General features: G+C 57.9%; 18 protein-coding genes and 1 tRNA gene. 11 read left to right on the forward strand and 8 right to left on the reverse strand.

All coding sequences use genetic code 11. From position 1 onward, the window contains the following. Positions 1-64: 64 nt before the first annotated feature. The gene (locus ARCT_RS0117220; protein WP_027241188.1) at positions 65-2,278 is read left to right on the forward strand and encodes an NADP-dependent isocitrate dehydrogenase; all 2,214 of its coding nucleotides are present in this window, start codon (positions 65-67) and stop codon (positions 2,276-2,278) included. Positions 2,279-2,431: 153 nt separating this feature from the next. On the opposite strand, the gene ARCT_RS0117225 is transcribed toward ARCT_RS0117220, so the two are convergent. Further along, complete coding sequence (locus ARCT_RS0117225) at positions 2,432-4,336, reverse strand: methyl-accepting chemotaxis protein (RefSeq protein WP_027241189.1); 1,905 nt, start codon at positions 4,334-4,336, stop codon at positions 2,432-2,434. 234 nt (positions 4,337-4,570) lie between these two features. After that, positions 4,571-6,040 (reverse strand): MocR-like pyridoxine biosynthesis transcription factor PdxR, encoded by a 1,470-nt coding sequence (gene pdxR / locus ARCT_RS0117230; protein WP_027241190.1) that lies wholly within the window; start codon positions 6,038-6,040, stop codon positions 4,571-4,573. Positions 6,041-6,495: 455 nt separating this feature from the next. Between pdxR and ARCT_RS0117235 the strand changes: the two genes are divergently transcribed. The 3 genes from ARCT_RS0117235 (at position 6,496) to ARCT_RS27230 (ending at position 10,897) form a co-directional block, all read left to right on the forward strand. Further along, positions 6,496-7,797, forward strand: a complete 1,302-nt coding sequence (locus ARCT_RS0117235; protein ID WP_036786012.1) for an alpha/beta hydrolase family protein — start codon at positions 6,496-6,498, stop codon at positions 7,795-7,797. Positions 7,798-8,116: 319 nt separating this feature from the next. Beyond that, a complete protein-coding gene (locus ARCT_RS0117240) occupies positions 8,117-8,479 on the forward strand; it encodes a hypothetical protein (RefSeq protein ID WP_154665386.1) in 363 nt (120 codons plus the stop codon). 135 nt (positions 8,480-8,614) lie between these two features. Beyond that, complete coding sequence (locus ARCT_RS27230; RefSeq protein ID WP_051360843.1) at positions 8,615-10,897, forward strand: M10 family metallopeptidase; 2,283 nt, start codon at positions 8,615-8,617, stop codon at positions 10,895-10,897. A gap of 112 nt (positions 10,898-11,009) precedes the next feature. On the opposite strand, the gene ARCT_RS0117255 is transcribed toward ARCT_RS27230, so the two are convergent. From ARCT_RS0117255 to ARCT_RS0117290, 6 genes are all read right to left on the reverse strand, one after another. Further along, positions 11,010-13,943, reverse strand: coding sequence for a DUF2339 domain-containing protein (locus ARCT_RS0117255; protein ID WP_027241193.1), 2,934 nt, complete (start codon positions 13,941-13,943; stop codon positions 11,010-11,012). A gap of 422 nt (positions 13,944-14,365) precedes the next feature. Then, positions 14,366-14,740, reverse strand: a complete 375-nt coding sequence (locus ARCT_RS0117265) for a VOC family protein (protein WP_240476331.1) — start codon at positions 14,738-14,740, stop codon at positions 14,366-14,368. Between the two features lie 142 nt (positions 14,741-14,882). Continuing rightward, positions 14,883-16,661, reverse strand: a complete 1,779-nt coding sequence (locus ARCT_RS26425; protein WP_051360846.1) for a methyl-accepting chemotaxis protein — start codon at positions 16,659-16,661, stop codon at positions 14,883-14,885. Positions 16,662-16,966: 305 nt separating this feature from the next. Further along, positions 16,967-17,743 (reverse strand): substrate-binding periplasmic protein, encoded by a 777-nt coding sequence (locus ARCT_RS0117275; RefSeq protein ID WP_036785089.1) that lies wholly within the window; start codon positions 17,741-17,743, stop codon positions 16,967-16,969. Positions 17,744-18,167: 424 nt separating this feature from the next. Next, positions 18,168-18,590, reverse strand: a complete 423-nt coding sequence (locus tag ARCT_RS27235) for a response regulator (RefSeq protein WP_051360848.1) — start codon at positions 18,588-18,590, stop codon at positions 18,168-18,170. A gap of 562 nt (positions 18,591-19,152) precedes the next feature. Beyond that, positions 19,153-19,242, reverse strand: a tRNA-Ser gene (locus tag ARCT_RS0117290). 277 nt (positions 19,243-19,519) lie between these two features. Between ARCT_RS0117290 and ARCT_RS0117295 the strand changes: the two genes are divergently transcribed. The 7 genes from ARCT_RS0117295 (at position 19,520) to ARCT_RS0117325 (ending at position 26,211) form a co-directional block, all read left to right on the forward strand. Beyond that, positions 19,520-20,431, forward strand: coding sequence for an SPOR domain-containing protein (locus ARCT_RS0117295; RefSeq protein ID WP_027241198.1), 912 nt, complete (start codon positions 19,520-19,522; stop codon positions 20,429-20,431). Between the two features lie 40 nt (positions 20,432-20,471). Next, a complete protein-coding gene (locus ARCT_RS0117300; protein WP_154665460.1) occupies positions 20,472-21,644 on the forward strand; it encodes a D-alanyl-D-alanine carboxypeptidase family protein in 1,173 nt (390 codons plus the stop codon). After that, complete coding sequence (gene tmk, locus ARCT_RS0117305) at positions 21,641-22,309, forward strand: dTMP kinase (RefSeq protein ID WP_027241200.1); 669 nt, start codon at positions 21,641-21,643, stop codon at positions 22,307-22,309. Before ARCT_RS0117300 ends, tmk begins: the two co-directional genes overlap by 4 nt. Further along, positions 22,306-23,442, forward strand: coding sequence for a DNA polymerase III subunit delta' (locus ARCT_RS0117310; RefSeq protein WP_027241201.1), 1,137 nt, complete (start codon positions 22,306-22,308; stop codon positions 23,440-23,442). Before tmk ends, ARCT_RS0117310 begins: the two co-directional genes overlap by 4 nt. A gap of 49 nt (positions 23,443-23,491) precedes the next feature. Then, a complete protein-coding gene (locus ARCT_RS0117315; RefSeq protein WP_027241202.1) occupies positions 23,492-24,301 on the forward strand; it encodes a TatD family hydrolase in 810 nt (269 codons plus the stop codon). After that, a complete protein-coding gene (locus ARCT_RS0117320) occupies positions 24,301-25,098 on the forward strand; it encodes an MBL fold metallo-hydrolase (protein ID WP_027241203.1) in 798 nt (265 codons plus the stop codon). The genes ARCT_RS0117315 and ARCT_RS0117320 overlap by 1 nt, the downstream gene beginning before the upstream one ends. Before the next feature lie 180 nt (positions 25,099-25,278). Next, complete coding sequence (locus ARCT_RS0117325) at positions 25,279-26,211, forward strand: AEC family transporter (protein ID WP_027241204.1); 933 nt, start codon at positions 25,279-25,281, stop codon at positions 26,209-26,211. Positions 26,212-26,234: the final 23 nt, after the last annotated feature.

Genomic DNA, 26,234 nt, shown 5'->3' on the forward strand with positions numbered 1-26,234 from the left:
TGAGATGTAGTGCTGCTACATTATAGTCACCAAAGCTTCCGATATCGCTGAAAGGTAGAGAAACATGACAGAAAATTCAAACCCCGACATTCTGTATACCATCGTAGACGAAGCCCCCGAGCTGGCCTCGGCGTCCTTTCTGCCGATCATCCGCAAGTTCGCCGCTGCCGCCGATGTCAGCGTTGGCACCAAAGACATTTCCCTGGCCGGCCGCATCATCTCGACCTTCCCAGAGAAGCTGAGCCCAGAACAGCGTCAATCCGACGATCTGGCAGAATTGGGCGAGCTGGTCAAAACGCCCGACGCCAATGTCATCAAGCTGCCAAATGTTTCGGCCTCTGTGCCGCAGCTGGTCGCCGCCATCGAAGAACTGCAGGCCCTGGGCTATGACATCCCTTCGTATCCCGAAGAACCCACAACCGATGCTGAAAAAGACGCGCGCGCGCGGTATGACGGCCTGAAAGGCTCTGCCGTGAACCCGGTTCTGCGCGAAGGCAATTCGGACCGCCGCGCGGCCCGCGCCGTGAAGAACTACGCCCAGAACAACCCGCACTCGATGGGCGCCTGGACTGGCGACAGCAAAACCAAAGTCTCGTCTATGACCGACGGCGATTTTTATGCCAATGAGAAAGCTGCCACCATCACCGCCGCCCAGGCTGGTGACGCCAAGATCGAATTTGTCGCCAAGGATGGCGCGGTCACCGTGCTGAAAGACGGCTGGATGCTGGAGGCCGGTACAATTGCAGATGCAACATTCATGTCCGCTGCTGCCCTGTCCGCCTTCCTGGCTGAAGCCATTGAAGACACCAAGGCAGACGGTACCATGTTTTCGCTACACCTGAAGGCCACCATGATGAAGGTCTCCGACCCGATCATCTTTGGTCACGCGGTCAAGGCCTGGCTGGCACCGGTGTTCGACAAATTTGGCGCAGAAATGGAAGCCCTGGGTGTCAATGCCAACTCCGGCATGGGGGATCTGCTGGACCGTGTTGCCGGCAACGCCGACATCATGGCCGCGATCAAAGCCGTCACCGCAGAGCGTCCCGCCATGTATATGGTCGACAGCGACAAGGGCATCACCAACCTTCACGTGCCCTCCGATGTGATCATCGACGCCTCGATGCCCGCCGTGATCCGCGCCGGCGGCAAGGGCTGGGATGCCGCAGGCAACAAAGGCGACACCAACTGTGTCATCCCCGATCGTTGCTATGCCACCATCTACGACGAGGCGATCAATTTCTTCAAAGCCAATGGCGCGCTGGACGTGACCACGGTAGGCTCTGTCGCCAACGTTGGTCTGATGGCGCAAAAGGCCGAAGAATACGGCAGCCACCCAACCACATTCGAGGCCCCTGCCGATGGCACCATCCGGGTGGTTCTGGCCAATGGCGAAATCCTGCATTCACAGGATGTGGAGGCTGGCGATATCTGGCGTGCCTGCACCGCCAAACAGGCGCCGATTGAAAACTGGATCGAACTGGCGCTGGATCGCCAGCGTCTGACCGGATCCGAGGCGATCTTCTGGCTGGATGAAAACCGCGCCCATGACGCCGAGCTGATCAAATATGTCAAACCCGCGCTGGAAGCGGCAGGCAAGGCGGATCTGTTCCAGATCATGGCCCCACGGGAAGCAACAGCCCAGTCGCTGAAGACCATCACCGCAGGCAAGGACAGCATCGCCATCACCGGCAACGTGCTGCGCGACTATCTGACCGATCTGTTCCCGATCCTGGAACTGGGCACCTCGGCCAAGATGCTGTCGATCGTGAAGCTGATGAAAGGTGGCGGCCTGTTTGAAACCGGGGCCGGTGGCTCCGCGCCCAAACACGTGCAGCAGCTGGTAGAGCAAAACCACCTGCGCTGGGACTCGATGGGGGAATTCTGCGCCCTGAGCGAAAGCCTGAAATTCCTGGCAGACAGCAAGGGCAACGCCAAAGCCGGCGTGCTGGGCGCTGCAGCCGAGGTGGCAACCCAGGGTATTCTGGACAACAACAAATCGCCCTCGCGCAAAGTTGGTGAACCCGACAACCGCGACAGCCATTACTGGTTTGCCCGCTACTGGGCCGAGGCCCTGGCAGCGCAGGGTGACGACGCAGATCTGGCCGCAGAATTTGCCCCCATTGCCAAGGCGCTGGCTGACGGCGAAGAGGCCATTCTTGCGGAACTGGCAGCAGTACAGGGCCCGGCTGCGGATATTGGCGGCTATTACCGGCCCTCAGCCGAGCTGAAAGCCAAGGTGATGCGCCCCTCGGCAACGCTGAATGCCATTATTGGCTAAGCGTCTCACACCCCTTAGGTAAAACGCAGGAGCGCCCGGCAGATCTGCCGGGCGCTTTGTTTTTATAAAGCCTGTTGCAGGGGCTCTGCCCCCGCGCCCCTGCAGGGCGCTCCCCCGAGGTATTTTAGGGAAAGATGAAAGCCACAGCGAGGATCAGAAGTCCTGCCACATATCCTTGGCCGTATTGCCGTCAGAGCCCACGCGGACCGGAGTTGGTGCCGGGCTCATGGCCGCCAGATCCCAGTCGTCATTCCCATGTGCCGAAGGCGCGACAACTGGTGCAACCGAAGACGCTGCTGTTGGCATCTGCACAACCGAGGCGCTGCCATCGACCTTAAAGATCGCAACCAGCTCGGCCAGTTTCGAGGAGTCGGTATTGAGCAGATGCCCGGCAGCTGTTGCCTCTTCAACCATGGCGGCGTTTTGCTGGGTAACCTGGTCCAGCTGTGTCACGCCGGTGTTGATCTCGTTCAGGCCAGTTGATTGCTCCACCGCGCCTTCGGCAATGCCCGATACCAGCTTGGAGATATGGCTCACCTGACCCACGATGCTTTCGAGAGCTTCGCCTGCCTTGCCAACCAGATCCACCCCACGGGCAACCTGTTTCGAGCTGTCGCCAATCAGTGTTTTGATTTCCATCGCCGCATCCGAAGAGCGCTGCGCCAGCGCCCGTACTTCAGAGGCCACAACCGCAAAGCCTTTGCCCGCTTCACCAGCACGGGCCGCTTCGACCCCGGCGTTGAGGGCCAGCAGGTTGGTCTGGAACGCGATGTCATCAATCACCGAAATGATCTGGCTGATGTGGTTCGAACTCTGCTCGATCTCGGTCATTGCGGAAACCGCGCTTTGCACAACTTCGCCACTGACTTCGGCTTCTTGCTTGGCAGCCTCCATGGTGGCCTCAACGCTGCGGGCGCCTTCGGCGGCAGATTTCACGCTCGCGGTCAGCTCATCCAGCGCCGCGGCGGTCTCTTCCAGGGTTGCGGCCTGGCTTTCGGTCCGGTGCGACAGGTCATCCGAAGCCTGGCTGATTTCAGCCGCGCCATTGCGGATCGAGGTGGTGGCTTCGACCATACGCGACATTGTCCCGCTCAGCGTTTCAGTCGTTTGGTTGAAGTCCCGACGCAGCTGGCTGTAATCCTCTGGGAAATCACTGGTGATCTTAACCGTCAGATCCCCCTGTGACAGCTTGGACAGGCTGCTGCTGAGAATGGATACAACTTTGACCTGCTCTGCTTCGCGTTCTTTCTGTTCGCCTTCCAATTCTTTTTGGCGGATCAAAGACTGCCGGAAGAGTTCCAAGCGGCGCGCCATATCGCCAATTTCGCTTTTGTTGTTGGTGGCCGGGATATCAGCATCGGTGTCGCCCTCGGCCATGGTGCGCATCCGGTTGTTCAAAGCAGTTACAGGAACGGTCACGCTGCGGGTGATCACAGTGGCCCCAATTGCAAGAATTGCGAGGCTAATTGCGAGAGCACTCAGGGCAGTCCAGCGCATGATATTCAGCTCAGCTTCGATATCTTCAACATAGGCCCCAGTCCCGATAATCCATTTCCAGGGCGCGAAGGCCTTGACGTACCCCATTTTGGCTTGGGGGATTTCCGAGTCTGGCTTGTTGAAGTGATAGATGACCGCCCCAGAGCCCTTCTCTTTGATGACCTTGTTGAATTCCTGAAAAACCAGAACTCCGTTTACATCTTCGAAGTCAGTCTGCACATTGCCAATAAGCTGTTTGGCAACAGCATGAGCGCGCATGACGTCGTTTTCGTCAAAGGCAAAGAAATAGCCTACAGAACCAAACCGCAGCAGTTCAATTTGGGTTTTGCCCTGCTCTTGGGCTTCCTCTAGCGTCAAAGTGCCTGCCTGCACCTGCTCATCCAGGTTTGCGAGAGAGCTAATCACGGCATCGGTCAGGCTGCTGAGTTCTTTTTCACGCATTTCATATGCGTTGTCCACGGCACGGGATAAGAGAACAAAAGTCAAAGCTGCGGCCAGCCCCACCGCTAAAGCGGCTAGGGCGTATATCCGTACAGGCAATCGGAACAGAAACTGGGGCATTTTCGGATGGTCCTATAAAACTAACGCTACTCCTCTACCTATGTTGAGCATCCTAATATTCTATTATGACCACCTGTGCTGCTTAATGCTTCAGCAGAAAAACTAGCCAATATTCGACCTAGTTCCCAAACGCGATGCCCTAAAGGGAAGTGAAATGTCACACAATCAACCTATGGGTTGATTGATCTTCACCCGGGCAAGACCACGCTCCGCCCTCCTGCAAGGCCCATACCCTCAGCGGGAAACCAGTTGCAGAATCTGCTGCAACAGACCCAGGCCCTGTTGCAGCTCTGCCTCGCTATAGCCGCAGAACCCCAAAACCAATCCGTTGTAACCCCCATCACCTGGGCGCGGGGTCTGAACAAATCCCGAAAGGGCCTCAATGCTCAACCCCAGTTCTGCCGCCCGAATGCAAACCTCCCGGTCCTGCAGTGCGCAGGTCAAATGGAACACCACCTGCATTCCGGCCTGGTGATCGACGCAATATCCATAAGCGCCAAAATCCTGACTCAATTGATCCAGAAGAAAGCGACGACGCTCAGCGTAGATCCGTCTGACCCGACGCAGATGCCGGTAGAACTCACCGCTGTCGATAAAATCTGCGAGCGGCTGTTGTGGCATGCTGCTGGCCTTTGGGCCAAAGCGTTGAATGCTGTTGGCAAAGCTTGCCACAAGAGGTTCGGGAAGGATCAGATAGCCCAGACGCAGCGCGTTGGAAAAGATTTTGGAGAAACTACCAATATAGAGAGTGCGGTGCAAATGATCAAAACCAGCCATCGCCGGGATCGGTCGCCCGGCGTAGCGAAACTCGCTGTCATAGTCATCTTCAATGATCCAGGCCTCTGTCTTGATCGCCCATCGAATAAACTCCATCCGGCGTGCCGGGGACATGGCGCCACCCAGCGGAAACTGATGTGAGGGCGTCAGAATGGCCAGCCGCGGGGCAACCGGCCCAGAGGGGAGAACCGCGCCACTGTCATCAACGCGCAGATACTCTGGCGTCAATCCCTGCGCGGTGATGAAATACTGCAAGGGTCTATAGCCAGGATCCTCAAGCGCGACGCTATCGCCGGATTGTGCCAGCGCATGCAAGCAGATCTCCAGGGCATCCGTGGCACCGGCTGTGACAATCACCTGCTCGGGTCTGGCCGAAATGCCCCGCCACTCCGCCACATGATCACAGATAGACTGACGCAGAGCCAAAGAGCCAAATCCGCGACTGCCGACAAACATGGCCTGCGGGTCAGAGCGACAAATCCGTGCCACTGTCTTGGCCCATTGCCGATACGGAAACAGCCGCATATCCGGGGTGCCCGCCCGAAAGATGTGCGCCTCCACCATTTGGGGCGGGGAGGCAGAGCCAGGGCCCTGCGCGCCACCTCTGCGCGCCGCTGCTCCCGATTTTGGGTCAGCCGCAGGGGCCTGTCGCTGCGCCATCTCAACTTCGCCAGAGGCACAGAGCCGATACCCAGAGCCCTGCTGGCTGCTGAGGTATCCTTCGGCAACCAGTTGTTCGTAAGCGGTGACGATGGTGGAACGCGACACCCCCAGTTCGGTGGCAAACACCCGGGTTGGCGGCAGTTTGCTGCCCGGCGCCATATCCCCCGAAGCGGCGCGCAGGCGAATGGCGGCACAGATTTGCTCAAACACCGGAGTGCTGGCGGCACGATCAATGGAAAAACCCAACCAAGGTGTCTGTTTCATCGGTGATCTCGCAAAATTGGCCTGCTGAAAATGTGAATATCCTAACAGTATAGAGCATCCAAAATAAGGACAATCTGCGCTGTAGGGCCACTGCACATGTCCTGCCCCTTGGAGACTGCTTTTGCGGGCTTTTGCTAACCGCCGGCCCCTGTGAAAGAAACGCTGCGTTATTGCAGCCAGCCCCATGCTGAGACTTGACCCAGAGCGCGACTCTTTAGTCATCTGAGAAAAGGTGACGCGCGATCGCCCTGAAATGTGTCGTGACGGCTGTTTATAGATGCCTGTAGCCCAGCAGCAGATCTGGCTTTTTGCCGGAAGAGCCATTGGGAATCCTTTGGCCATCAAACGCAGCCTGCGGGACAGTTTGTTACATTGTGATCCTAAGACCAGCGCGCGCCCCGCACTGAAGCTGCGGGGCATTTCAAATGGATACCAAACTGGGAGAAAGAAAAGATATGTCTAAGAAAAATTTGGCTGTTGGTATCGGGCTTGCCTTGGCAGCCACAAGCCTGCCTCTTGCGAGCGCGGCTGAGAACCGCATCGACCGCATCCGCCCAGACGCCCCGGAACTTGCCGCCTTTGGCACCCATCCAATTGGGGTGCAGACGCTGGAGTTCACCAATCCCGGTCAAAATGACATTTTGAACACCACTGACGCCGACCAGCCGCTGTATGATCGTGATCTCACGGTTGAGGTCTGGTATCCGGCGGCGGCAGGAACCGAACAAGGCGGCAGCTATCGCGCCATCCTGCGGGACGGCAAGACCGAAGTCACCCTGCAGGGCCGTGCCGCACGTGATGCCGCGCCAGCCAGTGGTGAAACCTATCCTCTGGTGGTGATTTCACATGGCTACCCCGGCAACCGCTATCTGCTGTCCCATCTGGGGGAAAACCTCGCAACCAAGGGCTATGTCACCGTCTCGATTGACCACCGCGACAGCACCTACTCGGACAAGGCCGCCTTTGGCTCTACCCTGCTGAACCGCCCGCTGGATCAGCGTTTTGTCATTGATCAGATGGAGGCGCTGGAAGGCCCGCTGGGAGCGATCATCAATACGGATCAGACCGGTGTTATCGGCTATTCTATGGGCGGCTACGGCGCGGTTATCTTTGCCGGTGCCGGCGTGACCGAGGCCTCGACCCAGTATAGCTGGGGCACGCCAGCTGGTCTGCTGGCCCGTCATCAGGCGGGCTCAGAAAGCCACGCAGCCTTGATTGATGACCGCGTCAAAGCGGTGATTGCCATTGGGCCTTGGGGCATGAACACTGGCTTCTGGGATGCAACAGGCCTGGCCGGGATCCGCAAACCACTGATGATGATGGCAGGCAGCGCCGATGATGTCTCTGTCTATTCGGCAATCCGAAAAATCTTTGAGGGCGCGGTCAATACCAACCGTCACCTGCTGACCTTTGAGGGGGCCAATCACAATGCGGCCGCCCCGATGCCTGCCCCAATCGAAAGCTGGGAGCCCGTTGATAACCTCGACTTCATCCCGTTTGAACACTACGCCGATGCGGTTTGGGACACCAACCGGATGAACAATATCACCCAGCACTTTGCCACCGCCTTTATGGGGCTGCACCTCAAGGCTGAGACCGATAAGGCACAATACCTGGAGCTGGTACCGCACGCCATCGACGGCGTTATCTCAAAAGATGATGCAGGCAAGGAACTGCCGGATCACACCTACTGGAAAGGTTTTGCACCGCGCACCGCCGTTGGTCTGAACTTCGAGACCCTTACAGCCGACCAGTAACCGCGAGAAATGAAACAGGCCTTCTCTCCAACACAGATCACCCCAGCTGGGCTGATCTTGTTGGGGAGAGGCATTTTGCACAGGCTGGCAAAGCTCACATCGGCCCAGGCAGAATACGGGTGTTTTACCGTTTATCGGGGTCCGGCATAATTTTGCCCAGATAATGCCCTCCAAATTACCAAAATCTTAAACTATTTGACAATGAGCCTGAAAATTTGTGAAGACTGACCCGGCGCAACCCTGAGTAAAACCATTGCTTCGATTTATACCTGCCCTTCATACCCTTGCTGCTGCCCTTGTTTTTAGCGTGGTCTCTCCTGTGTCCAGTAAAGAATTGCCGAAAGTCCTGTTCCAGTGTGATTTTGAACAGCACCCTTCAATCTGCAAAGCCCTGGTGGAGGCGCTAAAAAGCAAAACGCCGGAACTAGATCTGACAGTAGAGAAGGTCAGCGACCCGTCCGCCACTGAACTGGCCAATCACTTCTCGGGTCTGACCCTTCGTTACCATGAACAAAGTCGCGCCAAAGATCGGCTCTCTGGACAGCTGGTTTGGCAAGATCAAGAGGGCCAACCTGTGGACGGCCCCTTGTTGGAGTTATCAATCATGGACAGCAATTTGGAGGGCCAGAACCTGACACCTTTTGCACATGCTTTGATTGAGGTCTCTGACCTTCCCATATAGAAACCCCACCATATAGTCCGGTCTCTGCGACCGAAATCAATTTTGTAGTACATACAGAGGATTGTTACATGCCTGCCAGCACCGACACCCAGACCCTTTCACCCCCTGTGAATTCAGCCCGGTCAGGAGAGTTCCATGTGTGAGTTTTGTGGCAACCGCGATCATCGCCTCTTTGTTGAAGACACGACACATACGCCCACCGTCGAAACAAGCTATGCGGCCAAGCCAACAAACACCGTTGATGAGATTGCAGACTATCTGACAACTGGCTACTGGGAAGCGAACGGTTCGACGCCACGCTCCTTCGCCGAAACGACTGGCGACCAGCTCACGGTAAATCTGTCCGGTTTGACCTCCTCTGCCAAGGCAGTCGCGCGACAGGCTCTGGAAGCCTGGGAAGCAGTGTCCGGATTGGAATTTGTCGAAACCACATCCAGCATCGTGGATATCAGTTTTGACGACGAGGACCAAAGGGGGGCCTACGCGCAATCCTACGTGTTTTCATCAGGTGAAATCTACAGATCCTGGGTCAATATTCCCACCTGGTGGGATGCAAATCCGGAATACTACGTCCAGACCTACATCCATGAAATCGGCCATGCTCTTGGCCTGGGGCATGCGGGGCTCTACAATGGCACCGGGACCTATGAAGACGATGCGGAATATGCCAACGACAGCTGGCAGATGAGCATCATGTCCTATTTCTCACAGGATGAGGCCACAGGGGTTGATGCCGATTTTGCCTATGTCTACACGCCCCAGATCGCCGACATTGCCGCCATTCAGGATCTCTATGGCGTCCCGACCAATGTGGAAACCGGCGATACCACCTATGGCGATGGCAACACCACTGGCCGCAGTATCATGGATATGGATCACGACTATGCCTTTACCATCGTCGACAGCGGCGGCATTGATACCATTGATCTGAGCTCGCGCAGCTATAACCAAAACCTAAGTCTGGTAGTTGATACATTCTCGGATCTGAACGGCAAGATCGGCAACTTTGCCATCGGTCGCGGCACCGTGATTGAGAAAGCCTTCACCGGCTCTGGCCACGATACAATCACCGGCAATGACGCAAATAACGTTTTTGATACCAGCTCTGGCAACGATCAGATCTTTGCAGGCGCAGGCGTCGATATAATCTATGCAGGCGCAGGCGATGACACGATCTACGGTGGCGCTGATGCAGATTTGATTAGCGGTGGTGAAGGCGATGACAGTATGGTCGGCGGCACCGGAGATGATCTTTACTATGTGGACTCCGCCAACGACCAGGTCATCGAACTGGCCGGCGAAGGCAACGACACAATTTTGTCCTCAATCAGTATTGCCCTGTACGACAGCAGCGCCTATGTCGAAAATCTGACTCTGAGTGGCACGGATAACCTGAACGGGACCGGCAACGGTCTGAACAATGTGATCACCGGCAACAACGGCAACAACATTCTGAACGGCGCCTGGGGCAATGACTCTCTGACCGGCGGCGCGGGCAACGACACTTTCCAGGATGACCAGGGCGTTGACACGATGGTCGGCGGTACGGGCAATGACACTTACCATTTGGACGATGCAGGCGACCGCATTGTTGAAAACTTCGGAGAGGGGGCGGATCATGCGATCTTCTCATTTGACGACAAAATTAAGCTGTGGGAATACAGCAAAAATGTCGAATCCCTCGCTCTCACCGGAGATGCAGACTGGGCGACCGGCAATGGGTTGAATAATACCATTTATGGCAACACCACCAAAAACAACATCCTGAACGGCGCCTGGGGCAATGACACCCTTTATGGCGGAGCCGGAAACGATACCCTGCGCGATGACCATGGCACTGACCTGATGGTTGGGGGGGCTGGCAATGACATCTATTTCCTGGACGATGCAGCTGACCGCGTCGTTGAAAGTTTCGGTGAGGGCTGGGACTACATCGTTGCCTCATTTGCAGACAATTTGAAGCTGTGGGAGTACAGCAAAAATGTCGAAGTTGTCATTCTCAAAGGGGATGCAGACTGGGTGGCTGGCAATGGGTTGAATAACCTCATCAAGGGCAACGCCACCAAAGCCAGCGTCCTGAATGGCGCCTGGGGCAACGACACCCTCTATGGCGGTACCGGCGATGATACCCTGCGAGATGATCATGGAAACGATCATTTCACCGGTGGAGCTGGTGCTGACAGCTTTATCTTTGCCGGAAGTTTTGGAACCGACATCATCCATGACTTCACCACCAGCGAAGTCGGCGAGATCATTGACCTCGCAGGCGTCTCTGAGATCACCGACTACTCAGACCTGGTGCAGAACCACCTGAGCGAAGTGAACGGGAATGCCGTGATCAGCGATAATCTTGGCAACAGTATCACTCTGGCGGGTGTTGGCCTGGGTGATCTGACAGCGGATGACTTTCTGTTCTAGAAAATCGCATGTTACTGATGCGGGACAACTGCCCCCTGTCAGTTCATTGCAAACAAAAAGGCGGGCCGCTCTGGCCCGCCTTTTTTGCAGATCTTCCCCTGATGTAGTCTGGTCAGGTCTCTTGCCTTGCGGGCGGCGGTATTTTCCCTTTGTCCCATTGGGCATTCATGATGCGGTTCAGCCAGGCAAGCCCGACCAGCGCCAGCCCAAGCCCCATAAAGGAAAATACCCGCGTCAGGCCGGACAACCCGCTCATATCCACCAGGAACACCTTGGCAATTGTCAGCACCACCCCGGCCATGGCCAGCCGCCGCAGCAGGTCCGAACGGCGCCAGAAGGCCAACATCAGCCCCCCGCCCGAGGCAACCAGCAAAGCCACCGTATAGGAATAGAGCTCAGCGTCGATCACCCCAGGGAGGCTCAGATCCTCGCCACGCCAGAACCGGCGGATCTCAAACGTGATATAGACCGCGCCCAGCATACTCGCGGCGCTACCAAACCCGATCCGAACCCAGCGGTTCAGATGGTCCAGCCGCAGCGCTGCAGCGGCGCAGACCGCCGCCAGCGGCAGATAGGCCGCTGCCAAACTGTCCAGGATCAGCGGCCCTCGCACGATTTCGTCACTGGACAACAGTGGATTGGCAAAGGCAAACAGCCCACTCATGCAGCCAATGGCAGAGACCCCATAGCCCAGGATCAAGACCCCACGCAGCAGAGCTGAAAACGTACCGCTCAGGCGTATCCGATGCAGCTGGTTCACCAGAGAGGCGACCCAGACAGTAGCCATCAGCCCCATGCCCGCATGACCATAGCGCATCTGTTCTGGCAGCAGCCGCAGGATCAGCACAGCCAGGAACACCGCGCCAATCAATGCAGCGGCGCTTTCCAGCATCACCGTGGTTTTCTCACGCTGCTGTTGCCGTGCCAGCAGCCAGCCGGTTCCCAGCAGCGCAAAGCTGCCAAGATAGCCAAGGACAATTTGCACCAGCGGTGTCACATACTGCCAGCCCTCGTCGATATAGTCGCGGTCCAGCGCCCAGGCCACGCCAGGATCCAGCACCAGCCGATAGACAATGACCGCCACCGCAACCTGCACAAACAGCGCCAGGCCGGGCAGATCGTATTTCCGGTCGATCAGGACCACCAGCAGCGCCATGACAGCCAGGGCCAGGGTCAGCGCGGTTTGCGCCAGCACCAGAAAGAGCGCAAAGGCAATGAGGGTCAGCGCCGAAATGGCAAACAGCGCCACCCGCATCTCTTTTTGCCGCGCCCCCGGTCCACGGGCTGACCGCTCTGTCAAAAAGGTCATGCCTGCCGCCATGGCCAGCACCACCAAGGCCCAGGTATAAAGACCATGCACAGCGGCGGGCCTCCAGGTGAACTCGAGGATCAGGAGCAAGGCCGGAGCAAAACTCGCCGCACAGAGCGCCCAGAATACCGGGAGGTTTGCGGAATGTGCCTCAGGCGCTTCGGCATCCCCCTCAGGCCCAGTCAGGCTCCACTGCATGCGCAGATAGGCCAGCCCCGAGCCCAGCGCGCCAATTGCCACCAGAAACCACAGGATTTTCGGGGCCGGAGTCTCTGGCGGGCGGAGCGCGGCGGCATCAAATTCGCTGAACAGGGGGCCAAAGCTGAGCCCTTGAAGCAGGATAACTGCCAGGATCGCCAGTCCAGGTACCAAAGCATGATCAAACAATGCCGGGGCCTGCCGCATCCAAAGCAGGCTGGCGAGCAACAGCACCATCAGTGTGAGCAAGGCAAAAACAACCACCGCCGCCTGATCTGTCTGCACAGCCACCAGAAGCGCAGCCGCCGCCGCCGCGCAGGTGGCAACCGCAGAAATCCGGGTGGGGAATTCAGGATAGATCCGTCGCCCCTGTTGCGGCAACAAGATCTCCGTCACCGCCGGGCCGGAATGATGTGGCCAGAGGCTGCGCTCGGGCAGGATCACCGCAGCGGCGGCAATCACCAACAGGGCGGTCAGGAAATGCGGCTCCCCTTCCCCTGACAGGTAGAGCAACAGACAGGCGGTGAGCGGCGCGGCCAGGGCAAGCCCTGAGATCCAGGCCCAGCGCTTGACCGTGTCCACCCCCAGCCCCACCGTCGCAATCAAGGCAAAGTAGTAGTAGAGAATCCAGGCGTCCTGCGATTGCCCCCCCACCAGAAAGGGAACTGCGCTGGCGCCCAACAGCCCCAGAGCGGTGAGGAAGGCGCCATAGAACCAGCCCAGAACCAGGGCCAGCAGCGACACCAGACAGAGGGCAACAAAGCTGGGGCCAGGATCAATCAGCTGATACATCACGCGTGCCGACAGCAGCCCGGCAAAAAGAGTTATCAACCCAGCCCCTGCCAATGCAGAGGGAAGATGCTGCGCAGCTCCATCCGTCGCATCGCCCAAACGACGCCGGATCGTTTCGGCGCCAAGAATGAGCGCCACGCCAAAGCCCAAAGAGGCCATGACCCGCCAGAAGGGCGTCAGAAGGCCGTTTTCAACGCCGTATTGCACCATAAAGAGCCCTGCCAGGGCCAGAGACGCGGCCCCTGCCACCAGAACCCAGTTCTCCCGCAGCCAGCCGCTGAGACCGGCAACAAGATCTGCCCGCAGAACAAAAGCGCGTGGCGGCTGAACCTGATCAATAGCGGGCTCGGCGGTCTCTTCGGCGCGCGGTGCCAACCCGGACTGATCCGTCTGTGTTGTACTGGCAAATGCGCCGGTGCTTTGCTCCGCTTGCGTCGGCGGCAGCAAACCCTCAGAACCGCCCCTGTCGTCTTCCACCCTGTCTTCGATCTGCGTGGCTGTGGTTTCTTCCTGACGTGCCTCTCCCCAAGGATCTGCAGATTTGGCCGACAAAGCTGCCTCTTGCTGCGGCGTTTGCAGCTCTGCTGAGACCTTACTATTTGAGAGGCTGCTTTGCAGGGAGCGCATTTTGGCTTCCAAAGCACGCACCTGCGATTTCAGGCGCGTATGCGATACCAGAAGATAGGGAACACCAAGCAGAAAAAGCAGGCCAAGAAGCCCAATCAAACCCAAACCAAAATCAAGCATAAACAGATCATTTCAAAGAGACAAAGTTGACGACAACGCTATTCAAGTTCCCGGCTTCTGGCAAGCAAAGGACCGCAGGTCAGGCGCACCGCCGCTGACCATTTCAGCAAAGATCACAGCTTTGAGCGTTCCAGAGCAGCCGGTCCTGCGGACAACGCCAGGAGTAACGGTTTTGATATCCTGCATTTTGGAAGTTGTCAGCGTTTGGGACCCAATGCGGCTCTCTACGCCATTGGGCAGCCGGGTTGCAGCAGAGAGCGTCACCTGTCAGATCCAGAGGCTATGCCGCCTCCTGTCTCGCGGCAAACCCTGCCGTCCTCTGGATGGGAAGGCTGCGGCAAAAGCAGGCCCCGGATCAGGTCCTGTCAAACATGAGGTATAAAACGGTCTGGCGGGATGCCCGACCAGACCGCTGCAGGTGTTTAGCCAAACACATAGAAGGTCATTTTATTGCCATCAAGGTCACGCACATAGGCCCCGTAGAACCGATCCGGAATACGCTGGCCGGGCGCACCTTCGCAGGTCGCGCCAAGGGAAATTGCCTTGGCATATAGCGCATCAACCTCTTCTTTGTTCTTTGCCGCAAAGGCAACCATGTTGCCATTCCCCGGCTGCGGATCCTTTTTGTCATAGGGCACACAGACCGAAATCATCGGTTCCTTTGGCGTCGCCCCAATCATCGCAATGCGGCCCCCATCAATAATCACCTTCGCGCCGCGATCCGCAAAAAGATCACAGTAAAACGCCTTGGCTTTGTCCATATCCGAAGCGCCGACAGTTACATATCCTATCATCATATTTCCTTTGTTTTTCCATAGGCTAGACATCACAAGGCACAGGTCAAGATCCAAAAAAAATTACCCCCCGTCCACAATCAAGTGGACGGGGGGATCTGGTGGTACCAGCGGGTGTCAGACCTCTAGGCGGCGTGGGAAAGGATCACCCAACCAGCCGGTCACTGTCAAAGTCATCTGCGCCAAAACCCGTGTCATCAAAGTCATCCGGGCCGAAGGTGTCGCCATGGACCATGTCTTGCGGACTCTGGGTTGCCCCCCCCGTTGCAAGGCTCTGCGAGGTTGGCTTGAGCCCCGAAACAAGTTGCGCCAATTCCGAAGCCGCCCGCTGCAGGCTTTTGCCCTGATCGCTGGATTTCAGAACCATGCTGGCGTTCTGCTGGGTCACCCGGTCCAGTTCGATCATGCCGGCATTGATTTCTGATATGGTCGAAGCCTGTTCCCCGGAGGAGGCCGCAATTTGGGTGGTAAGAGCTGACACTGACTGGATTTTCTCGATAATCTCATCCAAAGACCGACCTGCTTCGTCCACCAGCTCCACGCCAACTTTCACTTTTTCGGAACTGGTCCGGATCAGTTCGCGAATTTCATTGGCCGAGGTCGCAGATTTCAACGCCAAAGAGCGCACCTCGGAGGCAACCACTGCAAAACCGCGCCCGACTTCACCTGCACGTGCGGCCTCGACCCCTGCGTTCAGAGCCAGCAGGCTGGTCTGGAAGGAAATATCATCAATCACGCTGTTGATCTCAGAGATCTTCTCGGAGGATTCATCAATTTCCTTCATCGCCTGCACGGTACGCTGGACGATATCTCCGCTGCGCTGGGCAACTTTGCTGGTCTCAGAAATGGTGCCTTCGACCTCTTGCGTCTGCGTGGTGGCAGAGCGCACGTTTGAGGTGATGCTATCCAGTGCGGCGGCGGTCTCTTCCAGGGTTGCCGCCTGGTTTTCGGTCCGCTGCGACAGATCATCCGTGCCGGTAGCCATTTCGCCAATCTGTTGGTCCATCTGCGAAATGGTCACCAAAACGCGCCCAATCAAATCATCCAGGGTTTCAGCCGTCTGGTTAAAGTCCGAACGCAGAGCGGTGTATTCCGGGCTCATTTCCTTTTTGATCCGGTAAGACAGATCGCCTTTGGACAGTTGATTCAACCCGTTTGCCAGCTCTCGGACAACCCCGGCCTGCTCTTCGGCAGCGGCTTTGGAGTTTTCTTCCAGTTCGGCATTGGCCCGCATGGCATCGACAAATTCCACAACGGCAGCGGCCAGACGGCCAAGCTCATCACCGCGACGCTTTTCTGGGACCGGGCTATGGGTGTCGCCGCTACGCAGGGCGTCAATCCGGTCAACAATCCGGTCCAGCGGCCGGGTCACCGAGGCTGCGGACAAATAAACGATCACACCAATCAGCAAGCAGATGGCGAGGCCAATGATAGCCGACTGCAGATAGAGCGAGGAAACAGTTGCGTGAATGGCGCCATTACTAAACCCCATGACCATCTGGCCAACATTTGTGCCATCAGGCTGTGTCAAAGGAAACTTCGCATAGACAACATTATTGACCTCAACTGATTTCTCAGCCGCTTCATCCTGCAAGAGACCCGCGACCTGCTCGGTCAGCTCTGCCCGGCGGTCTTCGTCGACAAAGATCTCCGAGAAGCTCTCGCCATCGACAATGACCTGCACAAATAGGGCGTTTTCCATGTCAGCGATGCCCTGGATTGCCCCCATGGCCGCATCGCTGTTAAAGTCCCAAACCGCTGCAGCAACTGGCGGAACAACAAATCGCTGAGCCAGTTTTACCTCTTCATCAAAAGCGGCAAGCAAGGCTGTACTGTGCTTGGAGGCCCAAAAAACCGTATAGGCAAAATTCGACAGAACGATACAGGCCAGAATGGGCAGAAGTAGCTTCTTCTTTATGGACATGCCCAATATCCGTTTTAGGTATCCCATCATTTCACGCTCCGATTACTTAAGTCTACTTGTCTTGTTTCTAGGGTTCAGTCTCGCAGGGACTGTTCGTGTCGGCTGAAAATCATCATGTCATAGGGTGACAATCGAACCGTTTTCAAAGCCATCGGTGATATGCTCGGGGGCCCACCTTTGAGGAGGCTGGTGGCTCATCTGACTAAACTGAAGTCCCGGTCCCGTTTCTTGCTGTCTTGCAACGGGAAGGCTGCGCTGCCCCGCAGTCTACCCTTGCGGGCAGATCCCGGAACAGCGGCAATCACTTAGTAAGACATGTAGTTGCCTTCGAGGGCATCACGATACTTGTCAGTCCATTTGGTGTTGATTTCGGCAATGGTCCCGGCCGCATCCAGCTCAGCAAAACAGCGGTCAAAATCGGCAGCCAATGCCGGATCCCTAAAGCTCATTGCATAGGGGCTGGGGTCAAAAATAGCCCGGAATTCAATTGACTGGCTGGCGTCCACGCCCGAAGACGCCCCCCCTTCGCGCAACTGGCGCGCGAACTCGGCGAACAGCATACCATCGCCCAGGATACCATCTACCCGCTTACCATAAAGCAGTTTGCTCTGGGTTTTCTGGTCGGCCATTTCGCGGTAGGATTTAAACGTAGAGGTGCCACCGCCCAGACCTGGAATGATGTTGCTGGCGCCTTCAAAGGCAACGATATTCCAGCCTTCCAGATCAGAAAGCGCGGAGGCCTCATGGTCTGATGAGGTCAGATAGGACACGCCATTTTGATAGGAGATATAGGACTGAGTTTGTGTCCCCGCAGTTGGCATGCCCACGGGTACGGTCGCCACAGCATCCCCAGAGCCTTTCTCAAAAGACTGCCAATGGCGTGTGAAGGGTTGAACGGTAAATTTCGCGGTATGGCCACAATGCCCCAGCACGGCAGAAATAATTTCCGCCTCGCGACCGGTTCCATCCTTTTGAACCATTGGCGGCAGATCACCCGCCATAACTTCGATTTCGGCGGCCGTTGCGGCGCCAGAAAGGGAAACCAGTGAGGCAGACACGGCTGCCACAATTCCGAACTTCATGTTTCGCTCCTAAAAAACTGCCCTCCCAAAGAAGCATGTTAGTCTTAAGACTGGATTACTTTTGGTCCAATAGCGCATGGAAGAACTCTTTAATGTTCACCCAATTGAATTCTTTACTTTGATATTAATTAAAACTGTAATCTTCCATTCAACCCTTTGGAGACTGATCTGCAGCGGACAAAGCCGGTGCCCTGTTTCCCGCGCCAGGCAGATGGCTCTGTCCTGTGACCTACGAGCCCTGCACAAGCAGGGCTAGCCACAGATAGGGGCTATCGCGTCGAGGATACCAGGATCAGCCCACAGATAAGCGCGACCTGCGCGTTACCAATTGTCTGAACCGCGCGTTAAAGGACGCAGGATGTGAAGAGAGTTGCCGCCGTGGGCACACTGCAATCACTTTCGTCTGACGAAAGAGACAGCTTGCTCACTCAGCAGGAAGATTTGGTGCTTTTTCCAATTGCAAAAGCGCGTCCCATTCATCCACCAACACCCGTTTCAAATTGTCCATTGGAATCGGTTTGTAGAGATTGCGCCCAACCGAGAGATTTCTAGCCCGCGCCATCAGTTTTGCCGCCAACATCGGGGCATCGGCACCGCCCGTCATAAACCGAAACCGCAGCGGACGGGACACTTCCGACAATCCTTCGATTACCTCTATGCCATCTTTTTCCGGCATATTTATATCGACCAAGACCACCGCCGGGCCATCGCCTGAGTACAACAAGGCAAGCAGTTCATTTCCGTTTGAACAGGTTTGCACGGTCCATCCCAACCGCTGTGCAACCGTCATAAGGTATTCTGCGAATTCAAAATTATCATCCGCTATATAGAGTTTTCGCTCAGACATTTCCGAAAACCAACTCCACTAAATTCCGCTTTCATTCACCCTGCAGGCTCTCGACACGCCAAAAAATCCACTTTTGTCGTGGTTTTCAAAGCCTTGACTATAGCGCTCCCGCCTTCACAGCATAGATGCACAGAATTCAATATTAAACACATTTTTTCATCCGGAACCTTACAAAACTCCAGAATGTCAAGCCATTGATGTATTTGGCACTCTGCAGTCAAAGGGGAAAGAGGCAGAGGAACCCCCCGCTGCCCTTTTTCTGTGAATTCACGCTTGCACCAGCGCCAAGAGCCGGCGCCTCCGCTCCATGGCGCACTGAGGCCTACTGAGGCCCACTGTCTCGGGCAACTTGGGGCATGCACCCGCAGCAGCCACAGCCCCCCCTATCAGGGAAACTCGCGCCAGATCAAACCCGCCAAAAGGCCGTGCGGTGGCGTCAACGCAATTGTCGAAGGCCATGGGCGCCCGAACGGAAGTCTCATTTCAAAACCACAGCGTATGGCCATCTGAAATCACGCAAAACGCATCCGGTGAGGTGGGGGTAAGTTGAGACAGATGTGAGTGGCGGGGAGACAGGGATTCGAACCCTGGGAACGCTCTCACGTTCAACGGTTTTCAAGACCGCCGCATTCGACCACTCTGCCACCTCCCCGGTCTGGGGGCGGTTTAAGGTGCTGCAGGACAACACGCAAGAGGAAATTATTCCTGCTCGCAAATGCCCTGGAGATCTCCCCCAGTGAGGGGCAAGACCGTGCTGAGCCCGCAGGAAACGCGCGGGATCGCGCCCATCACCCAGCTTTTACAAACCACGCTCGGGCATAGGGTTTTCATGACTGCCGCCGCAGGCTATCATTCGCCAAATCATAACGACGACCGGGAAATCCGGCGAGGTGCGCTTTGGCGCAATGAGCACAGGCAAGGAAATGATCATGACACCAACCATGCCGAAATGGAGACCAAGATCTGGCCTCGCATTGATGGCGATCTCAGTGCTGGCACTCTCGGCCTGCGAAGAAGGCGCCAATCTCGGGTTTCTGAAGCCCAGGGCGGCAGAGACTGCAGTAACCGGCTCCAGCAGAACACAATTGGTCGAACGCGACGTCGAGGCCCCTGATGTGTTTCAGGTCAGTGAAGCCGGGCTCTGGGATGGTCGGCCATCGCTGGGCGGTGTCTGGGTGGCGCATCCAGATGCCAAAGACCCCGAACGCGTGATCATCCGCAACACCTCCAATGGGAAATTTGTCATCGGCGCCCTGTTCCGCCGCGAGCGCGAAATCCCCGGCCCCCGGTTGCAGATCTCTTCGGATGCGGCGGCGGCTCTGGGCATACTGGCAGGTGCTCCAATTGATTTGAATGTCACCGCCCTGCGCCGTGAAGCCGAAGAACAGCCAGAACCCGCGCTGGCGGACGCCACCCTGCAGGACAGCCCCCTGGAAGAGGCGGCAACCACAGCGCTTGGCGCGGATGAAATCGAAGCCACGCCGCTGGATCCGATTGCTGGCGCCGCCGCTGCGATTGAGGCCGCACCAGCGCCCAGTCCACAGGCGCCCAGTCCACAGGCTCCACGCCCGCAGGCGCCCGTTGCCCCGGCGCCGCGTGTCTCTTCGCTGGGCAAACCCTACATTCAAATTGGCATTTTCAGCGTTGAAAGCAACGCAAAGAACACCGCCGCGCAGATGCGCAATGCCGGTTTGATCCCCACCGTGCTGGCGCAAACCGGGAATGGGAAACCATTCTGGCGCGTTGTGGTCGGCCCCGCCAAATCCAAGTCAGAACGCAGCCAGCTGCTGAAAAAGATTCAGGAAACCGGCTTTACCGATGCCTATGCTGTCACCAATTAACACCATCCCCACCCCCAAGGAGGTCGCAGGCATGAAATCAATGGTCAGCCCCTTTGCCAAACTTGCCCTGGCCGCCAGCTTTGGACTTTGCCTGACGGCGCTGCCGCTTGCCGCTTTTGACACCAAGGCGCGGGCCGCCTACGTGGTGGATCAGGGGACCGACACCGTGCTTTTGTCCAAGAATGCCGATGTTCCGCTGCCCCCGGCTTCGATGTCGAAACTGATGACGCTGTATGTCGCCTTTGAAGCGCTGCGCGATGGCCGGCTGTCTTTGGATGAGCGTCTGCCTGTCAGTGCCCATGCCATGAGCTATGGCGGCTCAACCATGTTTCTGGACACCACCGACCGGGTGCGTGTCGAAGACCTGCTGCGCGGCATTATCGTTTTGTCGGGCAATGACGCCTGTGTGGTCATCGCCGAGGCGCTCAGCCCCGATGGCACAGAGGCCGGTTTTGCCCGCTACATGACCAAACGCGCCCATGAGATGGGCATGAGTGATGCCAGTTTTGCCAATGCCAACGGCTGGCCCGCTATTGGCCACCGCATGTCGATGCGTGACCTTGGCATCCTTGCCGAACATCTAATCGAAGACTTCCCACAGTATTACCCTCTGTTTTCAGAGAAGAGTTTTGCCTTTGATGGTCGTGCGCCCTCCAATACCCACAACCGCAATCCCCTGCTCGGGCTTGGCATCGGTGCGGATGGGCTGAAGACCGGTCACACCTCTGAGGCAGGCTATGGCCTGGTCGGGTCCGCCGTGCAGGGGGATCGCCGGGTGATCTTTGTGGTGACCGGATTGGACAGCACAAAGGCCCGCGCAGAGGAGGCTGAGGCCATTGTTAACTGGTCGTTTCGCCAATTTGCCAAAAAGATCGTCGCCAAGGCCGGTGTCTCGGTTGCCAGCGCCGAAGTTTGGCGGGGAGCGGAACGATCGGTAGGCCTGGTGCCTGAAACCGATCTGGAAATCCTGCTGCCTGCCCTCGCAGGCTCTGAAATCCCGGCTGAGGTGGTCTATTCCGGCCCAATCAATGCCCCCATCAGCAAAGGTCAACAACTGGCAGAGCTGGTTCTGCAGCCGGAGGGGCTGCCCGAAATCCGCCTGCCCCTGGTGGCTGAACAGGATGTCGCCAATGCGGGGTTCTTTCAGCGGGTGCAAAATGCAGCAAAGGTTCTGTCCAGACGCCTGATTGCTGGTCCCGAGGCACAACAGTGAGCGAGAATAGCATACGCCTGCCGACCGGCCTGTTCCTGACCTTTGAAGGTATTGACGGCTCGGGCAAATCAAGCCAGTGCAAACGCCTGGCCGAAGCTCTGCGCGCGGCGGGCTACGATGTTGTCCTCACCCGCGAGCCCGGCGGCTCTGAGGGGGCCGAGGATATCCGCCGCCTGGTGCTGGAAGGCGACCCAGACAAGTGGTCCGCCGAGACCGAGATCCTGTTGTTCACCGCCGCACGGCGCGACCACCTGGAACGCACCATTCTGCCCGCTCTGGCTGCGGGCAAGGTGGTGATATGTGACCGCTTTGCCGATAGCACCCGGATGTACCAGGGCATGTCGCGGGGCGATTTGCGCGCCACGGTGGATCAGCTGCATGCGCTCATGATTGGACGTGAACCGGACCTGACCCTGCTTATTGATATGGATCCCGCCACCGGCCTGTCCCGCGCCAAGGGGCGCCAGGGCACCGAAGAACGGTTTGAGGATTTTGGCCTCGGCCTGCAGGAGAAAATGCGCGCGGGCTTTTTGTCTCTGGCGTCTGAGTTTCCCGACCGTTTCAGAGTTGTGGATGGTGCCCGGGATATCGACACCGTTGCTGCTGATGTTTTGCGCCTCACTGAGGCCGCACTGGCGGCCCGTACCAAAGCAGCGCAGCAATGAGCCGCGCCCCCAAGGCAAAAGCCGACGAAGAGCTGCCGCGCGCCGATCAGGCCCCAGGCGCGCCGCACCCGCGCGAGACCACCCAGCTCTTTGGGCAGGATCAGGCAGAGCAGGATTTTCTCACCGCCTTCAACTCCAACCGGCTGCATCACGGCTGGTTGCTCACCGGACCGCAGGGCGTCGGCAAGGCGACCCTGGCCTGGCGCATCGCCCGGTTCCTGCTGGCGACGCCAGCCGCCGAGGAAGGCTTGTTTGGTGCACCGCCCCCAGCCACCTCGCTGTCGATTGACCCCGAACACCCGGTGTCACACCGCATTCAGGCCCTGGCCGAGCCCGGGCTGGTCGCCATCAGCCGCAGCTACAACGACAAGGGCAAGCTGCGCGATCAGATCGTGGTCGATGATATCCGCAAACTGAACCGCTTTTTTGGCCTGTCCTCCACCGACGGCGGCCGCCGCGTGGTGATTGTGGATGCCGCAGACGACATGAACATAAGTGCGGCCAACGCCTTGCTGAAAATGCTCGAAGAGCCCCCTGCCCGCACCACTTTGCTGTTGATCTCCCATCAGCCCTCGCGCCTGCTGCCGACGATCCGGTCCCGCTGCCGCACCCTGCGACTGGGGCCGCTTTTGCCGGAAGATATGCAATCTGCCTTGGCGCAGGCCGGAGCCGAACTGCCTGAAAACACCGCCCATCTCACCGCCCTGGCGGCGGGGTCTGTTGGGGCCGCCCTGCGAATGTTGAACCTTGGCGGGCTAAGGATCTACGCCGAGCTGGTACAGATCCTGAACACCATGCCCCGGTTGGATCGCCAACGCGCCATCGCTCTGGCTGAGGCCTCAGCCCAGCGCGGCGCAGCCGAGAAGTTTGAACTGCTGCTCACCCTGATCGAGGTCGCCCTGTCGCGGCTTGCCCGAACCGGCGCCACAGGTCAGCCGCCACAGCCCGAAGCCGCAGCAGGCGAGGCCGCAATGCTGACCCGACTGGCCGCAACGCCGCTGCAGGGGCGCGCCTGGGCTGATCTCTCGGCTGAGGCCACGACGCGCGCACGCCACGGGCAGGCCGTGAACCTTGACCCGGCTTCACTTGTCCTAGATACGGTTTTCAAGATGCAAGAGACCGCATCCCGGTGACCTATAGACAGGCCATCCCGGATCCGGCCAGACACACGACGAGGCAGGCATGAGCACCACAATTCCACAGATCACCGATAGCCATTGCCATCTGGATTTCCCCGATTTTGAGGGCGAGCTGGATGCGGTCATTGCCCGCGCTGCCGAGGCAGGCGTGACCCGCATGGTCACCATCTGCACCAAGCTCAGGAACGAGCCTGCTGTGCGCGCCATCGCCGAGACCCATGCACCGGTGTTCTACGCCGCAGGCACCCACCCGATGAGCGTCGCCTCAGAACCCATGGCCAGCTATGATGATCTGGTTGCCCTGGCGGATCATCCAAAATTTGTCGGTATTGGCGAGACCGGGCTCGACTATCACTATACGGCCGAAAGCGCCGAAATTCAGCAGCAGTCCCTGCGCACCCATATTGCCGCCGCCCGCGACACCAAACTGCCGCTGATCATCCACGCCCGTGCCGCCGATGACGATATGGCGCGGATCCTGCGCGAAGAGATGCAAAACGGTGCCTTCAGCTGCGTCATGCACTGTTTCTCCTCTTCGGTTGAACTGGGCCGGGCGGCGCTGGACCTTGGGTTTTACCTGTCGATGTCAGGTATTTCAGCCTTCCCCAAAAGCCAGGAGCTGCGCGACATCTTTGCCGAAGCGCCACTCGACCGTATCCTGGTGGAAACCGACGCCCCCTATCTGGCGCCACCGCCCCATCGCGGCAAACGCAACGAACCGGCATATTCGGCCCTCACCGCGCAGGTTGGGGCCCAGGTCTTTGATCTGGACTATGGTGATTTTGCCGCGCAGACCCAGGCCAATTTTGACCGCCTGTTCTGGAAGGCCGCCCGGTATGAGGCCGCTGCCTGATGGCTGAGCTGCGCTATACAATTCTGGGCTGCGGCTCTTCCGGTGGGGTGCCCCGCCTGGGCGGTCATTGGGGCGACTGCGACCCTGACAACCCACGCAACCGTCGCCGCCGCTGTTCCATGCTGGTGGAACGCGACGGGCCGGATGGCACCACCTCGGTGCTGATCGACACCTCGCCTGACATGCGCAGCCAGTTGCTGGATGCCGGGGTGGGACGGCTGGACGCGGTGGTCTATACCCATTCCCATGCCGATCATGTGCATGGCATGGATGACCTGCGGATGATCGTCTTCAACATGCGCGCCCGCGTGCCCGTCTACGCCGATGGCGATACGCAAAATGCGCTGCTGTCGCGCTTTGGCTATGCCTTTGTGCAGCCCGAAGGCTCCCCCTATCCGCCGATCCTGGATCTGCGGACCATTGATGGCGCCTTTTCCATTGGTGGCCCCGGCGGCGAGATCCCTTTCCTGCCCTTTGAGGTCAATCACGGGGCCATGGATGCCCTGGGGTTCCGCATTGGCAATCTCGCCTATCTGCCGGATGTTGCCGAAATCTCCGAGGATGTCACCGAGGTGCTGGAAGGGCTGGATTATTGGGTTCTGGATGCCCTGCGTCGCAGCCCACACCCCACCCATTTCAGTCTTGAGCAGGCCTTGGCCTGGATCGAGCGGATGCAGCCAAAACGCGCGGTGCTGACCAATATGCATGTTGATCTGGACTATGCCACGCTTGAGGCCGAGACCGCCGATCACATCACCCCGGCCTATGACGGCATGGTCATTCGCTGCCCGCTGTAGGCAAGGTTTTCTCCGGGCGGCCCTGCCGCCCGCAGTAAGTGCAGAACCTGATTTTTTCTGCCTGGCCAGTCTGACCAGTCCCGCCAGTCTCGCCGCCGACCACATTGCCCAACGGGCCCGCCACTTTTCAAAGCCCGCCATTTTTCAAAGCCCAAAGTGACTGCTCCAAAGGAAACCGCGATGTTGCAAAGTCTGATTGATGTCATCCTGCCGGTCTTTCTGGTAGTGGCTGCAGGCTATGTCGCAACGCTAAAGGAGGTTTTCTCCGCCTCTCATATTGAGGGGCTGATGAAATTCACCCAGGGCTTTGCCATCCCCTGCCTGCTGTTTCACGCCATGGCCAATCTTGACCTGTCCAACAGTTTTGATCCCAAGTTGCTCATCAGCTTTTATACCGGAGCCGCAACCTGTTTTGGCATCGGTCTGACGGGCGCCCGGCTGCTGTTCAAACGCGACTGGGAAGACTGCGTGGCCATCGGGTTCTGCTGCCTGTTCTCCAATTCCGTTCTGTTGGGGCTGCCCATTACCGAACGCGCCTTTGGACCTGAGAACCTGACCGGCAACTATGCGATCATCGCCTTTCACTCTCCTTTTTGCTACGGGCTGGGCATCACCGCGATGGAGGTGGTGCGCAACCGCGGGGCTGGTGGGGTCAAAACCGTCTCTTCGGTGCTGACGGCGATGTTCAAAAACGTGCTGATCCTCGCCATCGCGCTTGGCTTTGCTTTCAACCTCGCGGGAGTGACGATCCCCACGGCTGTTGATGAAGCCCTGCAATTGGTCATTCGGGCCGCCCTGCCCGCAGCACTGTTTGCCCTGGGCGGCGTCTTGGTTCAGTACCGCCCCGAAGGCGATTTGCGCACCATTGGCTTTGTCTGCGTCATCGCGCTGATGGTGCATCCCAGCATTGTCTGGCTGCTGGGGGGATCGCTGGGGCTGAAACAGGATCTGTTCCGCTCTGGTGTGCTGAACGCTGCCATGGCGCCGGGGTTCAACGCCTATATCTTTGCCAATATGTACGGGCGCGCCAAACGGGTCGCCGCCTCTTCGGTGCTGATTGCCACTGCCGCTTCGGTGATGACAGTCTGGTTCTGGCTGCTGGTGCTCAGCTAACGCCCCCTCACAGGAGGGAGCCC

This window comes from Pseudophaeobacter arcticus DSM 23566, assembly GCF_000473205.1.
GTDB classification, from domain to species: Bacteria; Pseudomonadota; Alphaproteobacteria; order Rhodobacterales; family Rhodobacteraceae; genus Pseudophaeobacter; species Pseudophaeobacter arcticus.